Raw genomic sequence first — 22,610 nt, 5'->3', positions numbered from 1 at the left:
GTACCCGGTGGGACACAATCGCTGCCGGAGGTGCCCAGATGCGTTCTAGAGTCCGCGCGACCGCGTTGCTCGCCACCGCCGCCCTGGTCGGTGGTGGGCTTGTCGGCTGTTCCAAAGGCCCAGGGCCGGAGTCCGCGATCTCGGATTTCCTGACCGGCTGGCGGACCGGCCAGTTCGCGGCCTCGCTGCATTTGATCTCGTCGAACGGCAGCGCGCTGACCTCAGCGACCGTGGCGACCGAGATCAAGACCCTCACCGGCGACCTGGCCAGCGTCAAGCCGACGCTCAAGGCCGGGAAGGCGACCGTCGACAAGGACGACGCGACCGCGCCGATCGACGTGTCCTGGCCGATCGAGAACGGGGTCGCCTGGTCCTACCAGACGAGCCTGCGGCTGCAGCGCAACGACGGTAAGTGGGATCCCATCTTCGAACCGTCGGTGATCGCGGCCCAGCTCACCGACACCGACAAGATGACGGTCAAGACCACCAGCGCGGAGCGCGGCAGCATCCTGGACGGCAGCGGCCAGGCGCTCGTCAGCAAGCAGCCGGTGGTCAACGTGGGCATCCAGCCCAACCTGATCAAGGATCAGACTTCCCTGATCAGTACCCTGACCGCCGCCTTCAAGTCGGCCAACGTCGACGTGGACCTCTCCGACCTGCCCAACCAGATCAAGGCGGCGTCGCCGACCGCGTTCGTACCGGTCGTGACTCTGCGCCAGCCCGTCTACGACCAGATCCGGTCGCGCATCCACGACCTGGACGGCACGGTCTTCACCACCGGCACCATGGAACTCGCTCCGACCAGCACGTTCGCCCGCGCCCTGCTGGGCACCGTGGGCGACGTGACCAAGGAGCGGATGGACAAGAACCCGGGCAAGTACCAGATCGGCGACCAGGTCGGATTCGGTGGCCTGGCCGAGGCGTACGACGACCAGCTGCGCGGCAAGAGCGGCGTATCCGTGGTGGCCGTCCCGGCCAAGCCGACCGGCAACACCACCTCGGACTCGACCGGCGACGACCCCGACGCCGACCAGGGCAAGACGCTGTTCAACAGCGCACCGGTCGCCGGTAAGTCGATCAAGACAACGCTGGATCAGAAAACCCAGAGGGCCGCCGAGACCGCGCTGGCCATGACCCAGCAGCCCTCCGCACTGGTCGCCATCCGGATCTCGGACGGCTCCGTGCTCGCGGTCGCCAACGGTCCCGGTGCGCAGGGGCAGGACCTGGCGCTGGACGCCAGCGTCCCGCCCGGCTCGATGTTCAAGACAGTCACCGCGACCAACCTGCTCGAAGCCGGCAAGGTGAATGTCAACACGACGGTCAACTGCCCGCAGACGCTGACCGTGGACGGCTACACCATCCACAACTCGGAGTTCGAGCAGTTGGGCAACGTGCCGCTGCACGAGGACTTCGCCAAGTCGTGCAACACCGCGTTCGCGTCGCTGGCGCCCAAGCTCGGCCCGACAGGCCTGGCCGACACCGGCAAGCAACTGGGCGTGGGCATCCCGTGGGACCTGGGCATCGACGCGTACACCGGCAGCGTGTCGGCCAACGGCAACCCGTCGGAGCAGGCGGCCGCGGCGTTCGGGCAGGGCAAGACCACGGTGTCGCCGGTCGTGATGGCCGGCATGGCGGCGGCGGTGCAGCGAGGCCAGTGGAAGCAGCCGCACCTGGTGGTCGACCCCGCCCCGGCGCACCCGGCCGCCGACGGGACGGCGCTGAAGCCGTCCACCGTGAGCGCGCTCAAGCAGATGATGCGCGAGGTCGTCACGGACGGTACGGGGGTCAAGGACAAGTCGGTACCGGGCGCTCCTATGTACGGCAAGACGGGCACAGCGGAACACGACAACAAGCCGACGCCGACCCACTCCTGGTTCATGGGATACCGCGGTGACGTCGCGTTCTGTGTATTCGTCCAGGATGGCGGGATGAGCACCGACGCCGCGGTGCCGATCGCCGGAAAGTTCTTCACCGTCCTGGGCTAACGTGCAGGGGTGGACGCGTACGCCGACTTCATCGAGGAGGCGGGCCGGGGGTCGTTCCGGGCCCCGGCCGACGGCGGCTGGACCGCGGAGCAGATCGTCGCGCATGTGGCCAGCACCAACGAGCAGCTGATCGCCACCACCGAGGCGGTACTGGCCGGTCACGACGCCAGTTTCGACAACCGGGAGGCGACCGGCGACCGGCAGCTACGCGCCTACGTCGCGTCCTACGGCGGCCTTCGCGGGCTGGCCGATCGGGTCGCCATCACCGTCGCGGTGCTGCGCGACCTGACCGGCCAACTCGGTCCGCTCGAAGACACCCCGGTGCCGACCCGGATCCAGGAAGGCGACCGGGTGATGCTCGACGGCCCGACGCCGTGGGGCCGGGTTCTCCAGATCAACGAGGTCCAGCACACGGGCGGCCACCTGGAACAGCTGCGCGCCCTCCGCGAAGACGAACCCTAGGCGGTTTCGGCCGCGGTCTGATGCGGTACCGGCACCGGCTCGCCGCGCTGGGCCGGCATCACGATCGGTACCGGCGGGGCCTCGTCGTCCGGACGGATGAGCGGGGCGAGCGCGGTCACCAGCGAGGCGACCAGTTCGCGGGCGTAGACGCCGTCCGGGTCGTAGTCCGGATCGAACACGGTGAGCTCCATGCCCAGGCAGTCCGGCGTGTCGACCAGGTTGGAGATGAGCAGCTCCAGCTCGGCGTAGGCGATGCCGCCGTCGTCCGGCGCGTCGACCGCCGGCATCACGGCCGGGTCCAGCACGTCCACGTCGACGTGCAGCCAGTAGCCGGCACACGCGCCGAGGAGCTCGCGCGCCCACTGTGCGGTGCGGCCCGCCCCGTCGCCGCGAAGCTGCGGTACCGACCGGTGCGCCAGCCCGGCGGCGCGCAGGTCCAGCCGGTACTCGTCCTGGGCCCGGATGCCGAGCAGCACCACGTTCTCGTCCAGCAGGTACGGTCGCAGCCCGTCGATGTCGGTCAGGTCGGGCTGCCCGCGCCCGGTGGCCAGCGCGACGTCCTCGCCGGCCGCCGCCCCCACGTACGAGGCGTTGCCCGGGTGCCGGAAGTCCGAGTGGCCGTCCACATAGATGAGCCCGTACGGCAACTCGTCCCGTACCGACATCCGGCGCATCGCCAGCGCCGAGCCCAGCAGGATCGAACAGTCTCCGCCCAGGATCAGCGGGAACTCACCGTACTCGATGATCGCCTCGATCCGGCCGGCCAGCCGGCGCGAATACCAGGCGACCGACTCGGCCTGGCTGACCCCGTCGCCCGGTCGCCAGTCGCCCGGGTCGTAGCGGGGCGGCGTCAGGCAGCCGGCGTCGCGGGCACCGAGCCGGGGCAGCAGCTCCTGGTCACGGAGCGCCCCGGGCGCCTTGGCGCACCCCGGTACCGAGCTGATCGTCGGGGGCCGCAGCCCCAGGTTGCTCGGCGCGTCGAGGACCGCGATCCGGCGCGCGCCGCCTGGCAGCGGCGCTGGCACCCCGGCCGGCAGCGGCGCCGCGCTGAGCGGCGCCGCTGTCGGACGGCCGGGGTCCGAAGGCATGGCCTTCTCCTAGAACAGCGCGCTCGCGAGAGCGCGGCGGGCCGCGATGACGGCCGGGTCGTCCGGCCCGGCGATGGTGAAGAGCGACACGAGATGCTGGCGTACCGACTCCCGGTCGGCGCCGAACGTCCGCCGCACCAGGTCGACGAGCCGCTTGTACGCGGCCTCGGCCTGCCCGGAGACCACCTCGATGTCGGCGGCCAGGGTCTGCGCCGGGATGTCGTCCGGCGTCGCGGCCGCCGCGGCGAGCACCGCGGACGGGTCGACGCCCTCGATCCGGCGCAGCAGGCCGACCTGGGCGAGCCCGGCCTCGGCGATGGCGTCCGCGGGCGACTCGGCGAGGATCTTCCGGTATGCCTGCTCCGCCCCCTCCAGGTCGCCGTTCATCAGCGCGTCGTCGGCGGCCTCCAGCCGGGGATCGGCCGGCGTCTCGACCTGGACGCCGGCGGCCTGGAGCACCTCGGCGATGAACGGGCGCAACTGGGACTCCGGCACCGCGCCGGTGAAGCCCGGGGCGAGCCGGCCGCTGAGCGCGACGAACGCGGCCGGGATGCCGGGAAGCTGGAGAGCGTCGGCGAGCCGCGGGTTGGAGTCGGCGTCGACCCGCGCGAACACCCACGCGCCGTTGCCCTCGATGGCGAGCTTCTCCAACACGGTGGCGAGCTGCTTCGACGATTCCGACCGCGGCGACCAGAACTCGATGACCACCGGCGTCGTCAGCGACCGCTCCAGCACCTCGGTCTGGAACGTGGCCTCCGTCACATCCACGACCGCCCCGCCGCCACCCGGCAGCCCCGGCACCGGACCCCCGCCCGAGGGCGGGGCACCGGCCGCGTCGTCGGCGGCCGGCGACGGCGGCGGGGTGCGCAGGGCGCTCAGGTCAACCGCTCCGCGGGTGAAGATCGACGGAGTACTACGCGGATCACTCATGCCCGACCTCGCTGTGCTCGCCGATGCCATGAGACTCGAACCCTCCGAGTCCGATGATTCGCTCGCTGTGCTCGCTCATGGTTCCCTAGTCTGGCACGACACCGGAAGCATGCGGTGGTGCCAGCGCCGCGTGTGCGCCACCGGCAACCAACGAAACCGTCCCATCCTCGTGATCGACAGTGAACAGCGTGCCCGGCGGGTACATGCCGAGCACCTCGGGCGGCAGTTGGACGGTACCGTCACCGGCCACCACCGCGAAGTCCTGGCCGTCGCGGCCCTCGGCGCCGACCCGACCGTCCCGGATTGTCACCGCTCGTCCCAGCCGCGCGCCGACCTCGGCGTCGTGGGTGACCACCACGATCGTGGTACCCCGTTCGGTGTTCACCGTCTCCAGCGCGCCCAGCACCTCGTCACGGCCGTGCGTGTCCAACTGGGACGTCGGCTCGTCGACCAGCAGCAGGCCGGGACCGGCCGCGATGCCGACCGCGAGAGCGGCCCGCTGCCGGGCTCCCGGCGCCAGCTCACCGACCTTCGCGCGACCCCGCCCGCCGAGCCCGACGAGGTCCAGGATCCGGTCCGGATCGTCCAACTGGATGCCGGACGTACGGGCCGCCCGGCGCTGCGCGAGCCAGATGTTGCGGTGCAGGTCGGCGTACGGGAGCAGGTTGCGCGCCGCGCCCTGGAGCACCACCCCGATCTCGGTACCCCGCAGCCGGGAGATCTCCGAGTCGGACAGTTTGCCCATGTCGTACGTGCCGATGTTCACCCGGCCGGCGGACGGGCGCATCAGGCCGGCGAGCAGGGAGATCAGTGTCGACTTGCCGGAACCGGACGGGCCGACCAGGGCGAGCATCTCCCCCGGGCTGATCGACAGGTCCACGCCGGCCAGCGCCACGATGTCCCCGGCACCAGCCGCGCCGGCCTCCGACGCCCGGTAGATGTGCACGACCCGCCGGCAGGCAACCGCCAAACCGCTCATGACCTAGTCCCTCCCCGTCTCCAACTGCCCGTACCGCCGGACCTTCCGGCGCAGGTCGTACGCCGCCACCAGGGCGACGCCGACGAGAACGGCGACCGCGATCGCCCAGGATCCGAACACCGCACCCGGGGCGGGCCACGTCGGCGGCGGCCACGGAACGGAACGGCTGACGAACATCGGAATCTCGGTGCCGGTCACCAGCCACGCAGCCGCCGCGGCCACCAGGCCGACCAGCCCGGCCGCGAGAACCACCACCAGGTAGCCCCAGAGTCCGGCCCGACTGGTGGCCGCGCGGGACATCCCCTGCACCCGCAGAGCCCTCAGGTCGCCCGCCCGGCCGTTCCGGTCGACCGCCGCGACCAGCCAACTCCCGCCCGCCGCGAGCAGCACCGCGAGGCCGGCGGTCAGCAGGTGAAACCACAGCGCCAGGGCCGGCCCCTGGGAATCCAGCTCGGAACGCAGCTGGGCCACCCGGGAGTCCGCGGTCACCACCAGCCCCTGCGTCCGGAGCCGGCTCAGCACGTCCGGCGGTGCCGACGGCCCCAGCCACACCTGCTCCACGTCACCCGCACTCGCATCGCTGGCCGCCCGGTCGGCGTACTCCAGATCCACCAGTACCCCGTGCGAGCCCAGCCGGGGCAGGCCATCCACCCTGGCCACCTCGGTCACCGGGGCGTCGCGGCCGTCGAGCCCGACCAGCAGGGCGTTGGGTGGCAGCGCGGTGGTCGCGGCGACCGGCAGCAGGGCGGGCCGGTCGGCCGGCGTGATCCAACCCTCGGCCGCGGTGCCGCTGTTGCCGTGGTAGTAGATCTCCAGGCCGCCGGCGCCACGGGACAGGGTGATGCCGGCCGGAACCTGCGGCCGCCACGAGGACGGATCGGCGAGCGCCGCGGCGGGCATGAGCAGCCCGGCCGGCCCGCCGGTACGGATCTGGCGCAGGGTCACCCGCAGCCCGAAGCCGCCGGAGCCCGAGTTCACCGCGCCGAAGCCGACCAGCCGGCACCCGTCCGCGCAGTCGTCCACCTGAGTGACCATCCGCTGGTCGCCGGGGAACAGCCGCCCCAGATCCTCGGTCAGCGGTGAGCCGCCGGACAGCGGCGCCAGGACCACCACCAGGTGCACGTCGACGAGCTTGGCCAGGTTGTCGTTGGTGACGTCCAGCTCGATCGCGCGTGCCCGGAGCACGGTCGGGTCGGGCAGACCGGGCCGCAGCAGGGCGGCCAGCTGCCGGGGCCCCGGGCCGCCGTAGCCCGGCTGCCAGAGCGCCGCCGTGGCCAGCCGGGTGGTGTCGACCGCGAGCTGCGGCGGATCGCCCGGCGCACCGGGTTGACCGTTGACCACCGCCATCGCGTACCGGCCGGCCGGATCGGCCGCCCGGGTCGCGTTCAACAGCTTGAGCCGGGTCACCGGCCTGATCGTCAGGACCCGGGTGGCGCCGGAGGTGACCCGGGCCTGCGCCGCCCGCGCCTGCGCGGCTACCTGGGACGCGGTGGTGGCGAAGCCGAGCAGCGCGACCGCGAAGACCAGCAGCACGAACAGCCGATGCGCCCCGGGCCGGCGACCGAGCTGGAACGCCGCGAGAGCGCCTCCCATCCGGCCCCGGCGCAGCGCCCGGGCACCGTACCGGCTGGCGAGCGGGACCACGGCCCGCGCGCCCAGCAGCGCGACGGCCAGGATGACCAGGGCCGGCACCAGGATCCCGATCCCGGTCAGCTGCCCGTTCGCGACGCGCAACTGGACCGCGGCCACCACGGCGAGCAGCACCACGACCGCCTCGACGGCCAGCGAGCGCCAGCCCCGACCGCCGCCGGTCACCCGGCGCAGCAGGTCGGCCACCGGGGTGAACAACTCCCGGCGCTGGGCCAGCAACGCGGCGAGTACCGCGCCCACGCCGGCCACCAGCGCGTACGGCAGCGCGCCGGAGGTCGACCCGGGGCCGTCGAGCCGGACCGAGGCGAGCGCGCCCATCGCGGCCAGCCCCACCGGGTACCCGACGATCGCCCCGATCACGATCGCGATCAGGTACTCGCCGGATGCCAGCAGCCAGCGAGTGGGCCGGCTGGCTCCGCGCAGCGCCACCAGTCCCAGTTCGAAGCGGCGGTCCCCGGTCCCGTACCCGACGGCCAGGAAGATGACGAACCAGGCCAGCGCCACGAGTGGTACGCCGGCCACGGGTACCAGCTGGTGGGCGAGCTTCCGTTCGCGGTCGATCCGGTCCAGCAGGTTCGGGATCCCGGTGGTGACCGAGATCTGGCTCGTACCCAGCCCTCCGACGCGCTGGTTGACCTCCGCCAGCTCAGCGCGCAGCGCCTCGAGGTGATCCGGCGCGAACGCGGCCGGGTCGCCTTGCACGTCGACGATGTCGACCTCGCCAGCGTGGTCGAGGGTTTCGATGGCGGCCCGGTTGGTGAACACCGGTTCGCTGGGGGCGCCGGACGCGTCCAGGTCGAAGTAGGCGTGTGTGCCCCAGTACGGCGCGTCCGGGTCGGACACCCGGTAGACGCCGACCACGGTCAGCGTGTACGGCGCGCCGGCGGGGACGAACACCTGAGTTCTCGGGTCGAGCTGGGCGAACCGCACGGTGACGGTGGCGCCCGACCGGATGCCCAGTCGATCGGCGGTACGTTGCCCGATCACCACCTCGGAGCCGCCGATGAGGCACCGGCCCCGCACCATCACCAGGTGGGCGCACGTGTCCTGCCGGAAGGCGAACCGGCTCGGCGCGGTCGGCGATGTCTCCACGCCCAGTACCGTCACGTCGACCGAGAACACCGGGGTGAAGTCGGGCATCCCGATGAGCGCGGCGCCGACCTGCGAGAAGTCCGGGCCGCCGCCATTGTCGTCGGACTGCTGGGACATCGAGTCGGCGACGCTCATGCTGCGTTCGTCCGGGGTGGCGTCGTGCACCTCGTGCTCGGCGACCGCCCGATCGATCGCGCCCAGGTATGCCGGGCCGGCGACCGCCGCGGCGGTCGCCACCAGGGCCAGTACCGCGAGGGTGAGCGCCTGCGCCCACCGGTTGCGCAGCATCAACCAGATCAACCGGCTCATCGGGCGGTACCTCCGGCACGCATCACCCGGTTGAGCTGGTAGCCGGCCACCACGGCGGCGCCGGCCAGCAGCACCGCGGCGCCGGCCGCCGACAGCAGCAGGGACAACGGGCGCAACCCGGTTGGCGCCGGTATCACCGCCCACAGGTCGGCGAACACCGGAAGCCCGGATCCGGCCAGGAACCGGGCCAGTACGGCACCGGCCACCCCGGACAGCACCGCGAGCCCGACCGGGGTCGCGTAGCCGCCGTACCCGATCGCCCGCGCCGCCCGGCCGGTCAGCCCCTGGGTACGCAGCGCGGACAGCTCCGCCGCCCGCGGTTCCCGCTCGACCGCCCCCGCCACGGTCACCGCAGCGGCGCCGAGCAGCACCCCGACGATCGCGGTGAGCAACGCGAACCGCTGCGCCGCGGTGAGCCCGGCGGTGCCGAGCCGGGTCAGGTCCGCGCCGATCGAGTCGGTGCGCAGGATGGTCAGCCCGCTCGCGTGCAGCTTGTCGACGATGCTGGAGGGCGCACCCGGGGCGAGCCAGACCTGTTGGAGGTCGCCGACCGACGCCTCGGTCACCGCGCGGTCCGCGCCGTCGAGGTCGATCAGCAGGCCGGTGCCGCCGAGTACCGGCAGAGCGGGCGCGGTGCCGACCACGCGGACCGGTACCACGTCCACGCCGAACGGCGCCAGCGTCGACTCGCCGGCCTGCCAGATTCCCGGTACCCCGCCGGCCAGCACGCCGGGGAGCGGGAGCGGCGCATCGACCGGGAAGATCCGGTCGATCAGCACGGAACCGGCCGTCCCCGGCACCGGAGGCGGGGTTGTCACGGTCAGCCCATCGTCCGTCGCCGCCAGGATCGGGCCGGACGGGTGCGCGATCAGCGGACCGTGCCAGCGCCGCACGTCGTCCAGGACGGCCGGGCCGGCGACGACCGAGTCGGGGCCCTGCTGCCCGATCGCGTACAGGGTGACCGTGGTGTCCGGGGCGGCGGGCGCGTAGTCACCGCTCTTGAGGAGCGGACCGGACAGCGCGAACGAGGCCAGCCTGCAGCCGCCCGCACAGTCCGCGGCGGCCGCCTGGTAGCTGTGCCGGCCCGGCGCGAGCGGGCCGAACTCCAGGCGCACCGGAGCGCCGGTGGACACCCTGACCAGGTCGACCAGGATGCGCGTGTCCGCCGGCCCGGCGATCATCGCGGCGTCTAGCGTCACGCCGGTACCGGCGAACGTCAGCGGGGCGGGTGCCGGTGGGCGCAGCCGCGCCGCGAGGGCGGCCGGGCTGGTCCCGTAGCCGGGCTGCCAGGAGACCACGCTGGCAAGGCGGGAGGCGTCCACCGCGAGTACCGGCGGCGTTCCCTGCACGCTGGACGAGTTGGACACCACGGCCATCGCGTACCGGCCGCTCGGATCCGCCGCCCGTACCGCGCTGAGCAACTGCTGGCGGCTTGCCGCCCGTACCGTCAGCTGCCGGTCGGCGCCCAGCTCGACCATCGCCCGGCTGTGCCGTGCCTGGCTCGACGTCTGCCAGCCCATGGCCGCCGTACCCAGCACCGCGACCGCGACCGCGAGCAGGGCGAAGACCCGTTCGGTACCGGGCCGCCGAGCCACCTGCAGCGCGCCCAGTCCGAGCCGGAGCCGGCCGGTACGCAGCGCCACGACGCCGAACCGGCCGGCCAGGTAGGAAAGCGCGCGGGCGAGCAGCAGCGCGACCGCGAGCGCGACCAGTCCGGGTGCGAGCAGCGCCAGCCCGGGAGCCGAGCCGTCCACTCCGCCCTGCGCGCGGACCTGGTACGCGCCGGCGACCGCGAGCACGATCACCGCGAGGTCGACCACGCCGGCACGCCGCAGCTCACGTCCCGTACCCGCGCCCCGCGACCCGCTCCGGGACGGCACCTGGCGCAGCAGGTCGGCGACCGGGGCACGGAGGATCCGCCACTCCGAGGCGATGATGGCCAGCAACGCCCCGGCGACCGCGAGCACGACAGCACCGGCCGACAGCTCCCAGGCCAGCGTGGTGCGCCCCGGCCCGGTTACCTCTCCGGCGCTCAGCCGGGCGAGCAGGTACCCGAGCCCGACGCCGAGCACCGTCCCGGCCAGGATGGGCGCCGCGCTCTGGCCGGCCGCCAGGCGCAGCAGCCGACCGAACGTGGCCCCGCGCAGCTTGAGCAGGGCCACGTCGCGGCGCCGGTCCTGACTGGTGAACCGGCCGGCCAGGAACAACGCGAACCAGCTCAGGGCGAGCAGCTGCACCGCGCCGACCAGCACGCCGACGCCGATGAGCTGCTGGTCCTCGGTGATCCGGTTGAGGACCTGACTGCTGCCGAGCGCCACCTGCATGCCGTGCTGGCTCAGCTGGAACTGCGCGTAATCGATCCGGTCACCCAGGTCGGGGTTGCGGAACGCGTCCAGCGGCAGGGTGACGTCCTCGAGGATCTGCGGGGCATCGAGGCCCCCGGGAGCGAACGTGGCGAGCGGGACGAACACCGGATCGGTACGGGCGGCGGCCGCGGCCGAGTCGCTGGGCGGGTCGTAGACCGGGTCCGACCAGTACGCCCCGGACGGGTCGACCGGGTCGTAGATCCCGACCACGTGCAGGGTGGCCCCCGGCTTGCTGTCGTCCGGCCGTACCGGCATGGTGTCGCCGACGTGTACCCGCGCCAGGTCCGCGCTGCGCCGGGTCAGCATCGCGTCGCCGGGAGCGCTCGGACAGCGGCCGGTCAGCACCACGTGGTCGCAGACCTTCTCCCGGTAGTTCACCGGTATCGCGACGCTCACCGACCCCTGCTGGTACCGGGCGATCTGGGACAGGCCGAGATAGGTGTCCACCCCGGGGATGTCGAACGCCGACGCGACATCGGCGTGGTACGCGGCGAGCAACTCGGCGGGGTCGCGGTCCAGGTCCTGGGTGCGCGACGTGCTGACCACGCGCTGGGTGGCCGGCGCGGTGAGCACGTCGTTGACCAGGGCGGTGTTGTCGGCGGCCAGCACATACCACGGGGCGGCGGTGGCCGCCGTGGCCGCGAGTACCGCCAGGACGAGCACCGTCACCGTCTGCGCGCGCCGCGCCCGGAGCGCTCCCAGGATCAGCCGGATCATCCGTGCTCCCCCCGTCGGCCTTCCAGTCCGGCCGAGAGTAGTCGCGACGAGACCAGCGCGATGCCCATCAACAGCAGCCCGGCGATCGCGAGCGCGATGACCAGCGGCGGCCAGTGCGGCACCAGTGGTGGCGGCAACAGGGCGACACCGTCGGCGAACAGCGGGATCGAGCGCCCGGTCAACGCCCAGGCGGCACCGGCCGCGATCGGGCCCAGCACCAGCGCGGCCAGGACCAGCCCCGCGTACCCGTACCGGTTGGCCGACGCCACGACGGCACGCGGTACGCCCTGCACGCGCAGGGCCCTCAGTTGCCCGGCGGCCCGCCGGTCGACCGTCGCGATCAGGACCAGCCCGCCCACTGCCAGCAGCACCGCCAGCACACCGGCGAGCAGGTGGAACCGCATCCCGGCGGCCGGCCCCTGCCGATCCAGGTAGCGCAGCCGGGCCTCGTCGCTCTCGGTCTCGACCACCGTCAGTCCGTTGCCACGCAACCGGTCGAGGATGCTCGCGGGTGCGTCGGCGGCGAGCCACACCTGCGGGTTGACGGCGACGCCGGTGTCCCGGGCGTCCCGCTCGGCGTACTCGAAGTCGACCATGGTCCCGTGGTCGCCGAGCCGGGGAAGGACCGGCACGGTACCCGCGGCGACCACCGGCTGCGGGATGTCGTCGAGGCCGCCCACCGTGTCGCGCCCCAGCCTGCCGGTGAGCACGACGGGCAGCGGGTACGGCGCGTCCACCGGCAGGATCCACGCGTCGACGCCGACCCCGCTGTCGGTGAGGTTCACGCTCAACCCGTCCGGCCCGGGCGTGACGGTCGGTACCGTGGCCGGCCCGACGTGGCCCGGTGCCCGCCACCGCCCCTTCTCGGTCAGCCCGACGTTCATCGGGGTGGCCGGGTCGCCCTGGTACAGGCCGTGCACCACCGCGTTCAGGTTGAAGCCGGCGCCGGTGGGCTGGGACACCTCGAACCCGATCAGGCGGCAGCCGTGGGCGCAGCCCGGAAGCGTGGCGGTGTAGGTGTGCCGGCCCGACCTGAGCTGACCGACGTTGACCACCTGTGCCGGGTCGCCGTTCACCGGTGCCAGGTGCACCACCAGGTCCAGGATCTGCGCCGGCTGCAGGGCGCCGACCGAGAGGTCCATCCTCATCGTCTCGTTGTGGAACGTCACCGGATCGGGTTCGGCGGGGCGCAGCGCCGCCGCGGCCCGGGCCGCGGACAGGCCGCCCTCGGCCCGCCAGTTCGCCACCGCGGCGAGCCGGGTGGAGTCCACGGCCAGCGTGGGCGCGTCCGTGCTGACGATCGACGGCACGGTGGCCACGGCCATCGCGTACCTGCCGGTGGGGTCGGCGGCCCGTACCGCGTCCAGCAACGCACCCCGGTTGACCGGCAGCACGTCGAGTACCTGCGGCGCGCCCTGCTCCACGGTCACCCGCTCGGCACCGGCCCGGGACGCGACACCCGCGGCGGTGAACGCGAATCCCAGCTGTGCCACCGCGACCACGAGCAGTGCCAGCAGGCGTGCCGCGCCGGGCCGGCGGGCCAGCCGCAGCGCGCCGAGCCCCAGACCGAGCCGGCCGGAACGCAGCGCCCGGCGGCCGATCCAGCCGGCCAGCGGACCGACCACCCGCGCCGCCAAGAGGGCCACGGCGAGCACCACGAGGCCCGGGGCCAGCAGCATGATGCCGGTCAGCTTGTCGTGGTCGGCGTGCAGCTCGACCACTGCCGCGACGGTGAGCGGGTAGAGCATGGCCTCCAGGGCCAGCCCGCGCCAGCCGGCGCCTCTCGGCGGAACCTGGCGCAGCAGCTCGGCCACTGGCGCGGCGAACGGGCGTCGCTGTGCCAGTACGGTCGCGACCAGCGTGCCGAGCACCGCGGCGCCGGCCCAGCGCAGCGCCGCCCAGGACGGCGTGACCGCGCCGGCGCCGGGCAGCAGCAGGTGCGCGGCGACGGCCACCACGGCGTACCCGACCAGGTACCCGAGCGCTCCGCCGATCAGGATGGCCACCACGCTCTCGCCCAGTACCAGCCACCAGCGCGCGATCAGCGAGGTACCGCGCAGCTTGAACAGGCCGACCTCGGCGCGGCGGGCTTCGGTCGCGTACCCGGCGGCCAGCAGCATCACCAACCAGGCGAGGATCACCAGCGGTACCGAGGCCAGCGGTACCACCTCGCGCAGCGTGGACCGGTCGGTGTCGATGCGCTTCAGCAGCGCGGGGATCTGGGTACCCGCCGAGATCGCGCTGGCGGCCGCCCGGTGCTGCGCACCCTCCGCGCTCGCCCGCACCGTGGCCAGGTTCGCCGGGGTCAGCGCGGCCGGGTCGAGCAGCGAGTCGACGGTCTGCGTCTCTTTGGTGTGCCGCAACACTTCCAGTGTTCCCCGGCTGGTGAACACCGGCTCGCCGGTGGCGGCCTGGCCGTCGCTGCCCGGGGACACGTCGAAGTAGTGCTGGTCGGCCCAGTACCGGTCGGTGCGGTCGGGTACCTCGTACACGCCGACCACGGTGAGGTCGGCCGTCGGGCCGGTGGCAGTCGGTCCGTCCTGGGTCTGGACGCTCTCCCGCTCCGCGACCACCTGTCCACTGGCCAGACCGAGCCGGTCCGCGGTGGCCCGGCCGAGGACGACCTCGTTGGTACCGATCGGGCAGCGTCCCCGCACCATCCGCAGGTGTGCGCACAGCCCCTGCCGGAAGACCAGCCGGGCCGCGCCGCCGTCGGCGGGGCCGGTGAAGAACGCGTCGAACTCGGCCGCGAATATCGGCGTGAGACCGGGCCCGGTCAGCAGTCCTACGGCGCCTGTCTCGAACGTCCGGTCGCGGACCTGCGACAGGTCGACGGTTCCGCTCGCCTCCACCATCATCTCCAGCGGCGTGGCCCGGGACAGCTCGTCGGCGATCACCGAACGGTCGGCGGCCGCCATGAACGCCGGGCCGGCCACCGCCGCCGCGACCGCGACGACCGCCAGCAGCAGTGCGGTCAACGCCCGGCCGAGCCGGGCCCGCAGCATCGCCAGGATCAGCCCGATCATCGGTACACCCGCCGCATCAGCGCTCGGCCCACGACGGCCGCGGTCGCGCCGAGTACGGCGATGGTCGCCGCCGCCGCGATGAGCAGCCCACCGGGTCGTAACAGGGCCGGTGGCGGCAGTACCGCCCAACTGTCCACGAACAGCGGTACGGTCGCGCCGGTGACCAGCCGGTCCACCGGCGCGACGAGCAGGCCGGTCAGCAACGCCGCGCCGGCCAGCCACCCGTACCCGCCGAACGCCACCGCCCGCGCGGCGGGCACCGGCAGCCCCTGCCCGCGCAGGGCGGTCAGCTCCTCCGACCGTGGCCCGCGCTCCACGGCGGCGAGCTGCACCAGGCCGGCTGCCGCCAGTACCACTGCCAACACCGCGCCGAGCAACTGGAAGCGCAACGCCGCCCCCGGCCCGGAGTCGCTGTACCCGTCCTGCCGGCGACCGATGGTGTCGTCGCTGACCACGTACAGCCCCGCCGCTCCGAGCTTGTCCACAATGGACGATGGCGCGCCGGCGGCCAGCCACACCTGCGCGGTGACCGCGCCCCCACCGTCGTCGACCAGCCGGTCGGCGTAGTCCAGGTCGACCAGGGCGCCGGCCGAACCGAGCCGGGGCAGGGCGGACACCTGGGCGGCCACCCGGATCGGCACCACCTCCGACCCGAACAGGTCCACGCCCGGGTTGCCGGCCAGGCCGGCCTCTCTCAACTGGCCGGCGAGCAGCACCGGTACCGGGGTCGGAGCGTCGACGAGGTAGACCTGCCCGTCCGGTTTCGTGCTCTGGTTGATCGCGTCGCCGGGCGGCAGGGCGACCCGCAGCCCGTCCGGTCCGCTGGAGAGCACCGGACCGGCGGCGGCCGGGTCGGTGGTCGGCCGCCAGCGGCTCGGCTGCCGGAACCCGGCCAGGTCGGCGCTCCCGCCGTCACCCGCCGTGCCGCCGCCATCGCCGCCGCTCGTGCCGTCGCCGGCGGTCCCGGCCCCGTCCCCGTCGCCGTCGCCGCCCGCGGTGCCGGTCAGCGCGGTCAGCGTCAGGTCCAGCCCCGGCCCCGGCCGGGTCAGCGGCTGGCCCGCAGGGTTGAATCCGCTGGTCACACCGAACCCGTCCAGCCGGCACCCGGGAGCCCGGACGCACGCCGGGCTGGCCGCGTCGTACCGGTGCGCGCCCAGGCTCACCGGCCCGTACCGCAGGAGGATCCGCCGCCCGTCCGGCGCGGTGAGGTTCGCGACCAGGTACACCGGCCCGCCGCTGGTCGCGCGCACCGTAACGTCGAGCGCGAGCCCGCCGGCCACCATCCGGACCGGGGCCGGTGCCGGCGGGTGCAGCATCGGCACCAGGGCGGCGGGGGCCGGACCGTAGTGGGGATTCCAGGTGGCCACCGCGGCGAGCCGGGAGGTGTCCACCGCCAGTACCGCCGGTACCCCCGAGCGGGTGTGCGCCTGCACCGCGGCCATCGCGTACCGGCCCGACGGATCGGCCGAGCGGACGGCGGCGAGCAGCCGGCTGCCGGGTACCGGCCCGAGCGTGAGCACCCGGTCGGCGCCCAGTTCCTGGGCGGCCCGGTCGTGCTGCGCCGCCGCCGAGGTGTCCCAGGCCAGCGCGGCGTACCCGAGCACCGCCACGGCAATGGTCAGCAGCGCGAACAGCCGCTCCAACCCGGGTCGCCGGGCCAGGTACGTCGCGGTGAGCGTGCCGCGCAGCCGGCCGGCCCGCAGCGCACGGGACGCCGACCGGGACGCCACCGGTACCAGCAACCGGGCGACCAGCAGGCCGGCGGCGAACGCGACCAGCCCGGGTGCGATCACGACCAGCCCAGCGTCCTCGCCGGCGGCCGAGGCGTGCACCTGGTACACGCCGGCCAGCGCCAGGGCGGCGAGAGCGAAGTCGATCAGCTCCGGCCGCAGGATGCGGCGCAGCCGCCCGGCCCGCCGTCGGGACGGCGTACGGCGGAGCAGTTCCACGACGTCGGCGCGGACCGTACGACGCTCCGCGACCAGCGCGGCGAGCAGGCCGCCGAGTACCGCGACCGCCGCCGCGGCCACCGCCAGCAGCACAGCCAGGCGCAGTTGCCCGGCCTCGCCGATGCCGCCGGCCAGGATCCGGGCCAGCAACCAGCCGAGCAGCGCACCGGGCGGCACACCGAGCAGCACCGGCAGCGCGCTCTGCTGGACCGCCAACCCCCAGACCCGCCGGGACGGCAGGCCACGCAGCTTGAGCAGGCCGAGGTCGGCGCGGCGCGCGGTGGCGCCGGTGGTCACCGCGAGAAACAGCGCGAACCAGCCGAACAGCACCAGCTCCCCGGCCCCCAGCGGTACGCCGAGCACGATCACCCGCTGGTCGGCCTGGATGCGGGAGATCAGGTCGGGCAGGCTCGTGTCCACCTGGTACTCGTCGGACTTCAGCCGCCCGAGCTGGTCGTTCACGGCCTGCGCCAGGCCGGGCAGGCGGTCGACGGTCAGCGCGGCCGGAGTGGAGATGGCGTCGACCGTGACGGTGGCCTGCTGCGACCGGGTCGCGACGAGGGTGTCCTCGCTGACGAACACGGCGTCCGGCGGCCCGGACGGCAGGGTCGAGTCCTGGGCGGCGGCCGGGGCCTCGGCCAACAGCCCGCCCGCGCCCCAGTACAGGCTGCCCGCGTCGCGCGGCAGGTACACCCCGCTGACCCGCAGCTGTACCAGCCTGCTGATCGCGGGCGCCCGGAACGTGACCGGGTCGCCGACCCGTACGCCGAGCGCGCTCGCCGTACGGCTGGAGAGCATCGCGTCGCCGGTGGCGCTCGGGCAGCCGCCCTGTACCTTCACCTGCCCGCACACCCCGTCACGGATGGCCAGCGACGACGCCGCCCCACCGGCCGGACCGAGCACCGAGCCGGTCACGGTGACGCCGCCGACCTGATCGAACCGGGGCAGCGACAGATCCTTGCCGATCTGGTCGCGGGTCTGCTGGATGGCCGCGGCGCCGCCGTCGAGGCTCAGGTCCTGCCGCGCCGTGACCAGCCGCTGCGCGACCGGCGCCACGGACACGTCCCGGGCCGCGACCGTGCCGGTCGCGGCCAGCACGAAGAACGGCGCGGCCACCGCGGCGGCGGTCACCAGGACCGCGATGACCAGCAGCGCGGCGGCCTGAGTGCTCCTGGCTCGGATCGCACCTAGAGCTACGGCGAGCATCACGGGTCCCCCATGGCCGTCCCGCCGGGCGTGACGACCCGGGTCACGGTCATCGATGACCGTGACCTAGAGGGGACTCACGAGCCCCCGTTTAGGTTGCATCTAAAATCGCGCGGGTTCCCGGTAGCTCCCCCACTCGCCCCGCAGCGCGTCACAGATCTCGCCCAGGGTCGCCTCCGCGCGGGCCGCGTCGAGCATGCTCGGGATCAGGTTCTCCGAACCGCGGGCGGCCTGCACCATCTTGTCCAGCGCGACGCGTACGGCGCCGGAGTCCCGGGCCGCCTTGCGGCTGGCCAGGGCGTCCCGCTGCGCCAGCTCGACCTCGTGCGGGATGCGCAGGATCTCCAGGTCCTTGGCCACCGTGCCGGTGTGCACGTTGACCCCGACGACACGCTTGTCGCCCTTCTCCAGAGCCTGCTGGTAGACGAACGCCGACTCGGCGATCTGCGAGGTGAACCAGCCGTCCTCGATGCCGCGCAGGATGCCCGAGGTGATCGTGCCGTCGGTACCCATGTCCCGGATCTTCGTGAAGATGGCCTCGGCCTCGGCCTCGATCCGGTCGGTCAACTCCTCCAGATACCACGAGCCGCCGAGCGGGTCGGCCACGTTGGCCACCCCGGTCTCCTCCATCAGCACCTGCTGGGTGCGCAGCGCGATCTCCGCCGACTCGTCGGTGGGCAGTGCCAGGGTCTCGTCCAGCGCGTTGGTGTGCAGGGAGTTCGTCCCGCCGAGGACGGCGGCCAGCGCCTCGACCGCGGTACGCACGACGTTGTTCACCGGCTGCTGGGCGGTCAGCGACACCCCGGCGGTCTGCGTGTGGAACCGCAGCCACATCGCCTTCTCACTGGTCGCGCCGTACACGTCGCGCAGCCAGCGGGCCCAGATCCGGCGGGCCGCGCGGAACTTCGCGATCTCCTCGAAGAAGTCCACGTGCGCGTCGAAGAAGAACGACAGCCCAGGCGCGAACGTGTTGACATCCAGCCCGCGGCTGAGCCCCAGCTCCACGTACCCGAACCCGTCGGCGAGCGTGTACGCCAACTCCTGCGCGGCGGTCGAGCCGGCCTCACGGATGTGGTACCCGGACACGGACAGCGGCTTGTAGCGCGGGATGCTGGTCGCGCAGTATTCCATCAGGTCACCGATGAGGCGCAGGTGCGGCTCCGGCGCGAACAGCCACTCCTTCTGCGCGATGTACTCCTTGAAGATGTCGGTCTGCAACGTGCCGTCCAGCGTGGACAGATCGGCACCCTGCCGCTCGGCGGCCACCAGGTACATGCAGAAGACCGGGACAGCGGGGCCGCTGATCGTCATCGAGGTGGTGACCGCGGCCAGGTCGATGCCGTCGAACAGCACCTGCATGTCGGCGGCCGAGTCGATGGCCACCCCGCAGTGCCCGACCTCGCCGAGCGACTGCGGCTCGTCGGAGTCGCGGCCCATGAGCGTGGGCATGTCGAACGCCACGGACAGCCCGCCCCCGCCGGCGCCCAGGATCAGCTTGTACCGCTCGTTGGTCTGCCGGGCGTTCCCGAAACCGGCGAACTGCCGGATCGTCCAGGTGCGCCCGCGGTACCCGGTCGGGTACAGCCCCCGGGTGTACGGGTACTCGCCCGGCCAGCCGATGCGCTCGAACCCGGGGTGTTCCACCCCCGGGGGCGGCCCGTACACCGGCTCCACCGGTGCCCCGGACAGCGTGCTGAAGTCCGCGTCCCGCTTGGTCGCCGCGTCGTACCGCGCCTGCCAGCGCGCCCGCCCCTCGGCGATGTCCCGTGCGTCCATCCCCGCAGTCTAGTGCAGGCCTGAACGATCGCTAAGGCGACTCGATGTGCCCTGTCCCACTGAGGGAACCGAGCGGGTCCCAAACGCGACGTCGCCGGCCGGGCGGCGTCGGGGCGACACCGCCGCGACCGGCGACGGACGCGGTGGACCAGGTGTGGGGTCAGCTCTCGGCCGGCGCGCCGACGACGATCGCCTTGGTCTCCGGGCTGTATCCGACGGCCCGCTCCGCATCGTTGCCCGGAGCGGCGTCGTCGTCGATGTGCACGTCGTCGACGATCACGTTGACGGCGGTGATGTCCAGGCCGAGCAGGTTCTCCACCGAGCTGATCACCTTCTCGCGGACCTTCTCGGTGACCGAGTAGACCTGGAAGCCGAACTCGATGACGATGACGACCTCGATCTCGGCTTCCTTGCCCTCCAGCTTGACCGAGACGCCCTGGTCGGCGCTCTCCTCGCCCAGGTGCAGCCGCTCCTTGACGGCGGAGAACATCCGCGCGACGTCGCCGCCCAGGTCGTAGACGCCGGGAACCTCGCGGGCCGCGATGCCGGCGATCTTCTCGACGACCTCGTTCGCGATGGTGGTGTGGCCACGGCTGGCCGGAAGGGTGGCGTTGTTACGGATCCGGACGGCCGCCCGCTGCGCGGCCTCGCGGGTGGCGTCCACCGCGCCGCTTGCCGCCTCGCCCGCCTTGTCGATGGCGTCGCTGGCCCGGTCGGCGATGTCGGACGCGACCGCGCTGGCCCGCTCCCGGATGGTCCCCGGCTCGGCCGCCTGCTCGGCGGGCGCCCCGGTGGTCGATTGTGCCTCGGCCGGCTGACCTGCTTCCGCCGTCTGGGCAGTGCCGGCGGCGGGCTCGTTGGTCTGCGCGGGTACCTCGGCAGCGACATCAGTCATTGTTTAGTCTCCCCTGGTCCTGCGAGTTGATCGTCGCGGTCGAGCGCGAGCGTACCCGCGCCGGGCCAGTCGTGGGAGTCCGCGCCGGGACGTCGGCAAACGTTCACGGCGCGGCCGGAATCAGGCGTGTACCGGCAGCTCCGAGTAGCCGCGTACCAGCTCCGCGCGGCCGTCCACGAGGTGCAGTTCGGCGTCGCAGGCGGCGGCCGCCTCGGGATCGTGCGTCGCGAACACGACTGCCGCGCCCCGGGCCGCCTCCTCGTGCAGCAGGTCCAGGACCTTCTGCCGGTTCTGCGCGTCCAGCTCACTGGTCACCTCGTCGGCGAGCAGCACGTCGCCGGCCAGCGCGAGACCGCGGGCGATCGCGGTGCGCTGCTGCTGGCCGCCGGACAACTCCTCGACCAGCTGGTCGGCCTGGCCGGACAGGCCCAGCCGGTCCATCGCCTCGACCATGCGCCGGCGCGCGTCGGCCGGGCTAGCGCCCTGCGCGATCAGGGCCACCTGCACGTTTTCCGCCGCGGTGAGGATCGCGGCCAGTCCGTTGTCCTGCGGCACGAGCACCACCCGCTGGGCCACCGCGTGGTCCCGGTCGCGCAGTTGCGTGCCGTCCACGCTCACCGTGCCCTGCCTCGGTCGCAGCAGCCCGGCCATGGTGAACAGCAGGGTCGTCTTGCCGGCACCGGACGGGCCGGTGACGGCCAGTGTGCGGCCGGGCTCGACCCGTACCGACACGTCCCGCAGCACCGGTTCGTCCTTGCCGTACGCGACGCTGACCGCGTCCACCACCAGAGTCGTCACGTTCCCTGGACCTCCAGACCGTCGAGCAGGTTGCGTGCGGCCGTGTACGGATCGAGTTCACCACCAGCCACGGCGGAAGCCAGCTTCGGCAACGCCGTGCCGTCGCGCAGTGAGCTGATCCGGCTGCGCAGGGTGGCCAGTGCGATGCCCTCGATCTCGGCCGCGGCGCGTGCCTCGCGCCGCCGTGCCAGCTCACCGTGCTCGACCAGCCAGTCGTGGTGCTTATCGATCGCGGCCAGTATGTCATCGACGCCCTCGGCACGGGAGGCGACGGACCGCAGCACCGTCGGCCGCCAGTCGCCCGGCTGCCGCTCGCCCAGCGCGATCGAACCCTGGATGTCGCGGTAGGTGGCGTCCGCGCCGTCCCGGTCGGCCTTGTTCACCACGAAGATGTCGGCGATCTCGAGGATGCCGGCCTTGACCGCCTGGATCGCGTCACCCATCCCGGGCGCGAGCAGGACGAGAGTGGTGTCCGCGAGCGAGGCCACCTCGACCTCGGCCTGCCCGACCCCGACGGTCTCCACCAGCACCACGTCGCACCCGGCGCCCTCCAGCACCCGGACCGCCTGCGGGGTCGCGGCGGCCAGCCCGCCGAGGTGCCCCCGGCTGGACATCGACCGGATGTAGACGCCGGCGTCGGTGGCGTGGTCCTGCATGCGTACCCGGTCGCCGAGGATCGCGCCGCCGGTGAACGGGCTGGACGGGTCCACCGCCAGGACGCCCACCCGGCGGCCCCGGGCGCGCAGCGCGCGGACCAGTTCGTTGGTTGTCGTGGACTTCCCCACACCGGGCGAGCCGGTCAGGCCGATCACCTGCGCGGTGCCGGCGTGATCGGTCAGCGCGGCGGCCACCTCGGGCAGCGCCGGGTCGGCGTCCTCGACCAGCGAGATCAGCCGGGCGACGGCGCGCGGATCACCGTCGCGGGCGGCCCGCACCAGCGCCGCGACGTCCCGGCCGCGCCTCACCTGACCGCTTCCCGGCTCACGTGACGACCCCGACACCCAGAGTCCGGATGAGCCCCCAGCGCACGGCGTCCGTGTGCTGGGCCGGGAACGTGATGCGGAACTGGCGCGGAGTGCCCAGCTCGGCCGCGTTGAGCGTGGTCAGCTCAAAGGTGACCCCGCCATCGTCGACCACGGCCCGCTCGACGCCGCCGTACGTGGTGCCTTCCTGCTCACCCCAGACCAGGCAGTATGGCTCCTCCTCGGGACGGGGATCGTCCGCCCGCTGGACCAGTAGACAGCCCTCGGAGCCGTCTTCCCTGGCCGCGAGGCCGAACACATAGCCGACGAACCCGTCGTCCTGCTCGGTCGTCGGCGAACCGCCCACCACCGTGGCGGCGAACTCAAGCGGAGCACTCACCGGCACACCTTAACGGGGCG

At 73.3% G+C, this 22,610-nt stretch carries 14 protein-coding genes; 2 read left to right on the top strand and 12 right to left on the bottom strand.

Translation table 11 applies throughout. The features are described 5' to 3' along the window. Nucleotides 1-38 precede the first annotated feature (38 nt). On the top strand, nt 39-1,985 hold the full coding sequence (locus Raf01_RS08485; RefSeq protein ID WP_203917196.1) for a penicillin-binding transpeptidase domain-containing protein: 1,947 nt from the start codon (nt 39-41) through the stop codon (nt 1,983-1,985). A 9-nt stretch (nt 1,986-1,994) separates the two neighbouring features. Continuing rightward, nucleotides 1,995-2,447: a hypothetical protein gene (locus Raf01_RS08480; protein ID WP_203917195.1), complete on the top strand. Its 453-nt coding sequence runs from the start codon at nt 1,995-1,997 to the stop codon at nt 2,445-2,447. Here the strand turns inward: Raf01_RS08480 and Raf01_RS08475 are convergent. The 12 genes from Raf01_RS08475 to Raf01_RS08420 form a co-directional block, all read right to left on the bottom strand. Continuing rightward, nucleotides 2,444-3,535, bottom strand: a complete 1,092-nt coding sequence (locus tag Raf01_RS08475) for an arginase family protein (protein WP_203917194.1) — start codon at nt 3,533-3,535, stop codon at nt 2,444-2,446. The genes Raf01_RS08480 and Raf01_RS08475 overlap by 4 nt on opposite strands. A 9-nt stretch (nt 3,536-3,544) precedes the next feature. Beyond that, on the bottom strand, nt 3,545-4,465 hold the full coding sequence (locus Raf01_RS08470) for a tetratricopeptide repeat protein (RefSeq protein WP_203917193.1): 921 nt from the start codon (nt 4,463-4,465) through the stop codon (nt 3,545-3,547). 85 nt (nt 4,466-4,550) lie between these two features. Further along, nucleotides 4,551-5,444 carry an ABC transporter ATP-binding protein gene (locus tag Raf01_RS08465; RefSeq protein WP_203917192.1) on the bottom strand — a complete coding sequence of 298 codons (894 nt, stop codon included), beginning with the start codon at nt 5,442-5,444 and terminating at the stop codon, nt 4,551-4,553. A gap of 3 nt (nt 5,445-5,447) precedes the next feature. Beyond that, nucleotides 5,448-8,495: an ABC transporter permease gene (locus Raf01_RS08460; RefSeq protein ID WP_203917191.1), complete on the bottom strand. Its 3,048-nt coding sequence runs from the start codon at nt 8,493-8,495 to the stop codon at nt 5,448-5,450. After that, nucleotides 8,492-11,578 carry an FtsX-like permease family protein gene (locus Raf01_RS08455; RefSeq protein WP_203917190.1) on the bottom strand — a complete coding sequence of 1,029 codons (3,087 nt, stop codon included), beginning with the start codon at nt 11,576-11,578 and terminating at the stop codon, nt 8,492-8,494. The genes Raf01_RS08460 and Raf01_RS08455 overlap by 4 nt, the downstream gene beginning before the upstream one ends. Further along, nucleotides 11,575-14,604, bottom strand: a complete 3,030-nt coding sequence (locus Raf01_RS08450) for an FtsX-like permease family protein (RefSeq protein ID WP_203917189.1) — start codon at nt 14,602-14,604, stop codon at nt 11,575-11,577. The genes Raf01_RS08455 and Raf01_RS08450 overlap by 4 nt, the downstream gene beginning before the upstream one ends. Continuing rightward, the gene (locus tag Raf01_RS08445) at nt 14,601-17,759 is read right to left on the bottom strand and encodes an FtsX-like permease family protein (protein ID WP_203917188.1); all 3,159 of its coding nucleotides are present in this window, start codon (nt 17,757-17,759) and stop codon (nt 14,601-14,603) included. The genes Raf01_RS08450 and Raf01_RS08445 overlap by 4 nt, the downstream gene beginning before the upstream one ends. Before the next feature lie 102 nt (nt 17,760-17,861). Beyond that, nucleotides 17,862-19,535 (bottom strand): coenzyme B12-dependent isobutyryl-CoA mutase large subunit, encoded by a 1,674-nt coding sequence (icmA, locus tag Raf01_RS08440; RefSeq protein WP_203917187.1) that lies wholly within the window; start codon nt 19,533-19,535, stop codon nt 17,862-17,864. A 160-nt stretch (nt 19,536-19,695) separates the two neighbouring features. Beyond that, on the bottom strand, nt 19,696-20,430 hold the full coding sequence (locus Raf01_RS08435; protein WP_203917186.1) for an Asp23/Gls24 family envelope stress response protein: 735 nt from the start codon (nt 20,428-20,430) through the stop codon (nt 19,696-19,698). A 120-nt stretch (nt 20,431-20,550) separates the two neighbouring features. Continuing rightward, nucleotides 20,551-21,228: an ABC transporter ATP-binding protein gene (locus tag Raf01_RS08430; RefSeq protein WP_203917185.1), complete on the bottom strand. Its 678-nt coding sequence runs from the start codon at nt 21,226-21,228 to the stop codon at nt 20,551-20,553. Beyond that, entirely contained in the window at nt 21,225-22,229 is a 1,005-nt protein-coding gene (gene meaB, locus Raf01_RS08425; protein WP_373319493.1) for a methylmalonyl Co-A mutase-associated GTPase MeaB, read from the bottom strand. Before meaB ends, Raf01_RS08430 begins: the two co-directional genes overlap by 4 nt. Next, nucleotides 22,210-22,590 carry an Imm10 family immunity protein gene (locus tag Raf01_RS08420; protein ID WP_203917183.1) on the bottom strand — a complete coding sequence of 127 codons (381 nt, stop codon included), beginning with the start codon at nt 22,588-22,590 and terminating at the stop codon, nt 22,210-22,212. Before Raf01_RS08420 ends, meaB begins: the two co-directional genes overlap by 20 nt. Between the last annotated feature and the right edge of the window lie 20 nt (nt 22,591-22,610).

Origin of the sequence: Rugosimonospora africana (assembly GCF_016862975.1) — a bacterium.
GTDB classification, from domain to species: Bacteria; Actinomycetota; Actinomycetes; order Mycobacteriales; family Micromonosporaceae; genus Rugosimonospora; species Rugosimonospora africana.
Note: the sequence above shows the minus strand (reverse complement) of the source record. Positions and strands in the feature narration are given on the sequence as shown.

What these genes read in the sequence shown, in the direction of transcription:
- Raf01_RS08485 (WP_203917196.1), top strand. Translation starts at nt 39, where the DNA reads ATGCGTTCTAGAGTCCGCGCGACCGCGTTGCTCGCCACCGCCGCCCTG.
- Raf01_RS08475 (WP_203917194.1), bottom strand. Translation starts at nt 3,535, where the DNA reads ATGCCTTCGGACCCCGGCCGTCCGACAGCGGCGCCGCTCAGCGCGGCG.
- Raf01_RS08470 (WP_203917193.1), bottom strand. Translation starts at nt 4,465, where the DNA reads ATGAGTGATCCGCGTAGTACTCCGTCGATCTTCACCCGCGGAGCGGTT.
- Raf01_RS08465 (WP_203917192.1), bottom strand. Translation starts at nt 5,444, where the DNA reads ATGAGCGGTTTGGCGGTTGCCTGCCGGCGGGTCGTGCACATCTACCGG.
- Raf01_RS08460 (WP_203917191.1), bottom strand. Translation starts at nt 8,495, where the DNA reads ATGAGCCGGTTGATCTGGTTGATGCTGCGCAACCGGTGGGCGCAGGCG.
- Raf01_RS08455 (WP_203917190.1), bottom strand. Translation starts at nt 11,578, where the DNA reads ATGATCCGGCTGATCCTGGGAGCGCTCCGGGCGCGGCGCGCGCAGACG.
- Raf01_RS08450 (WP_203917189.1), bottom strand. Translation starts at nt 14,604, where the DNA reads ATGATCGGGCTGATCCTGGCGATGCTGCGGGCCCGGCTCGGCCGGGCG.
- Raf01_RS08445 (WP_203917188.1), bottom strand. Translation starts at nt 17,759, where the DNA reads ATGCTCGCCGTAGCTCTAGGTGCGATCCGAGCCAGGAGCACTCAGGCC.
- icmA (WP_203917187.1), bottom strand. Translation starts at nt 19,535, where the DNA reads ATGGACGCACGGGACATCGCCGAGGGGCGGGCGCGCTGGCAGGCGCGG.
- Raf01_RS08435 (WP_203917186.1), bottom strand. Translation starts at nt 20,430, where the DNA reads ATGACTGATGTCGCTGCCGAGGTACCCGCGCAGACCAACGAGCCCGCC.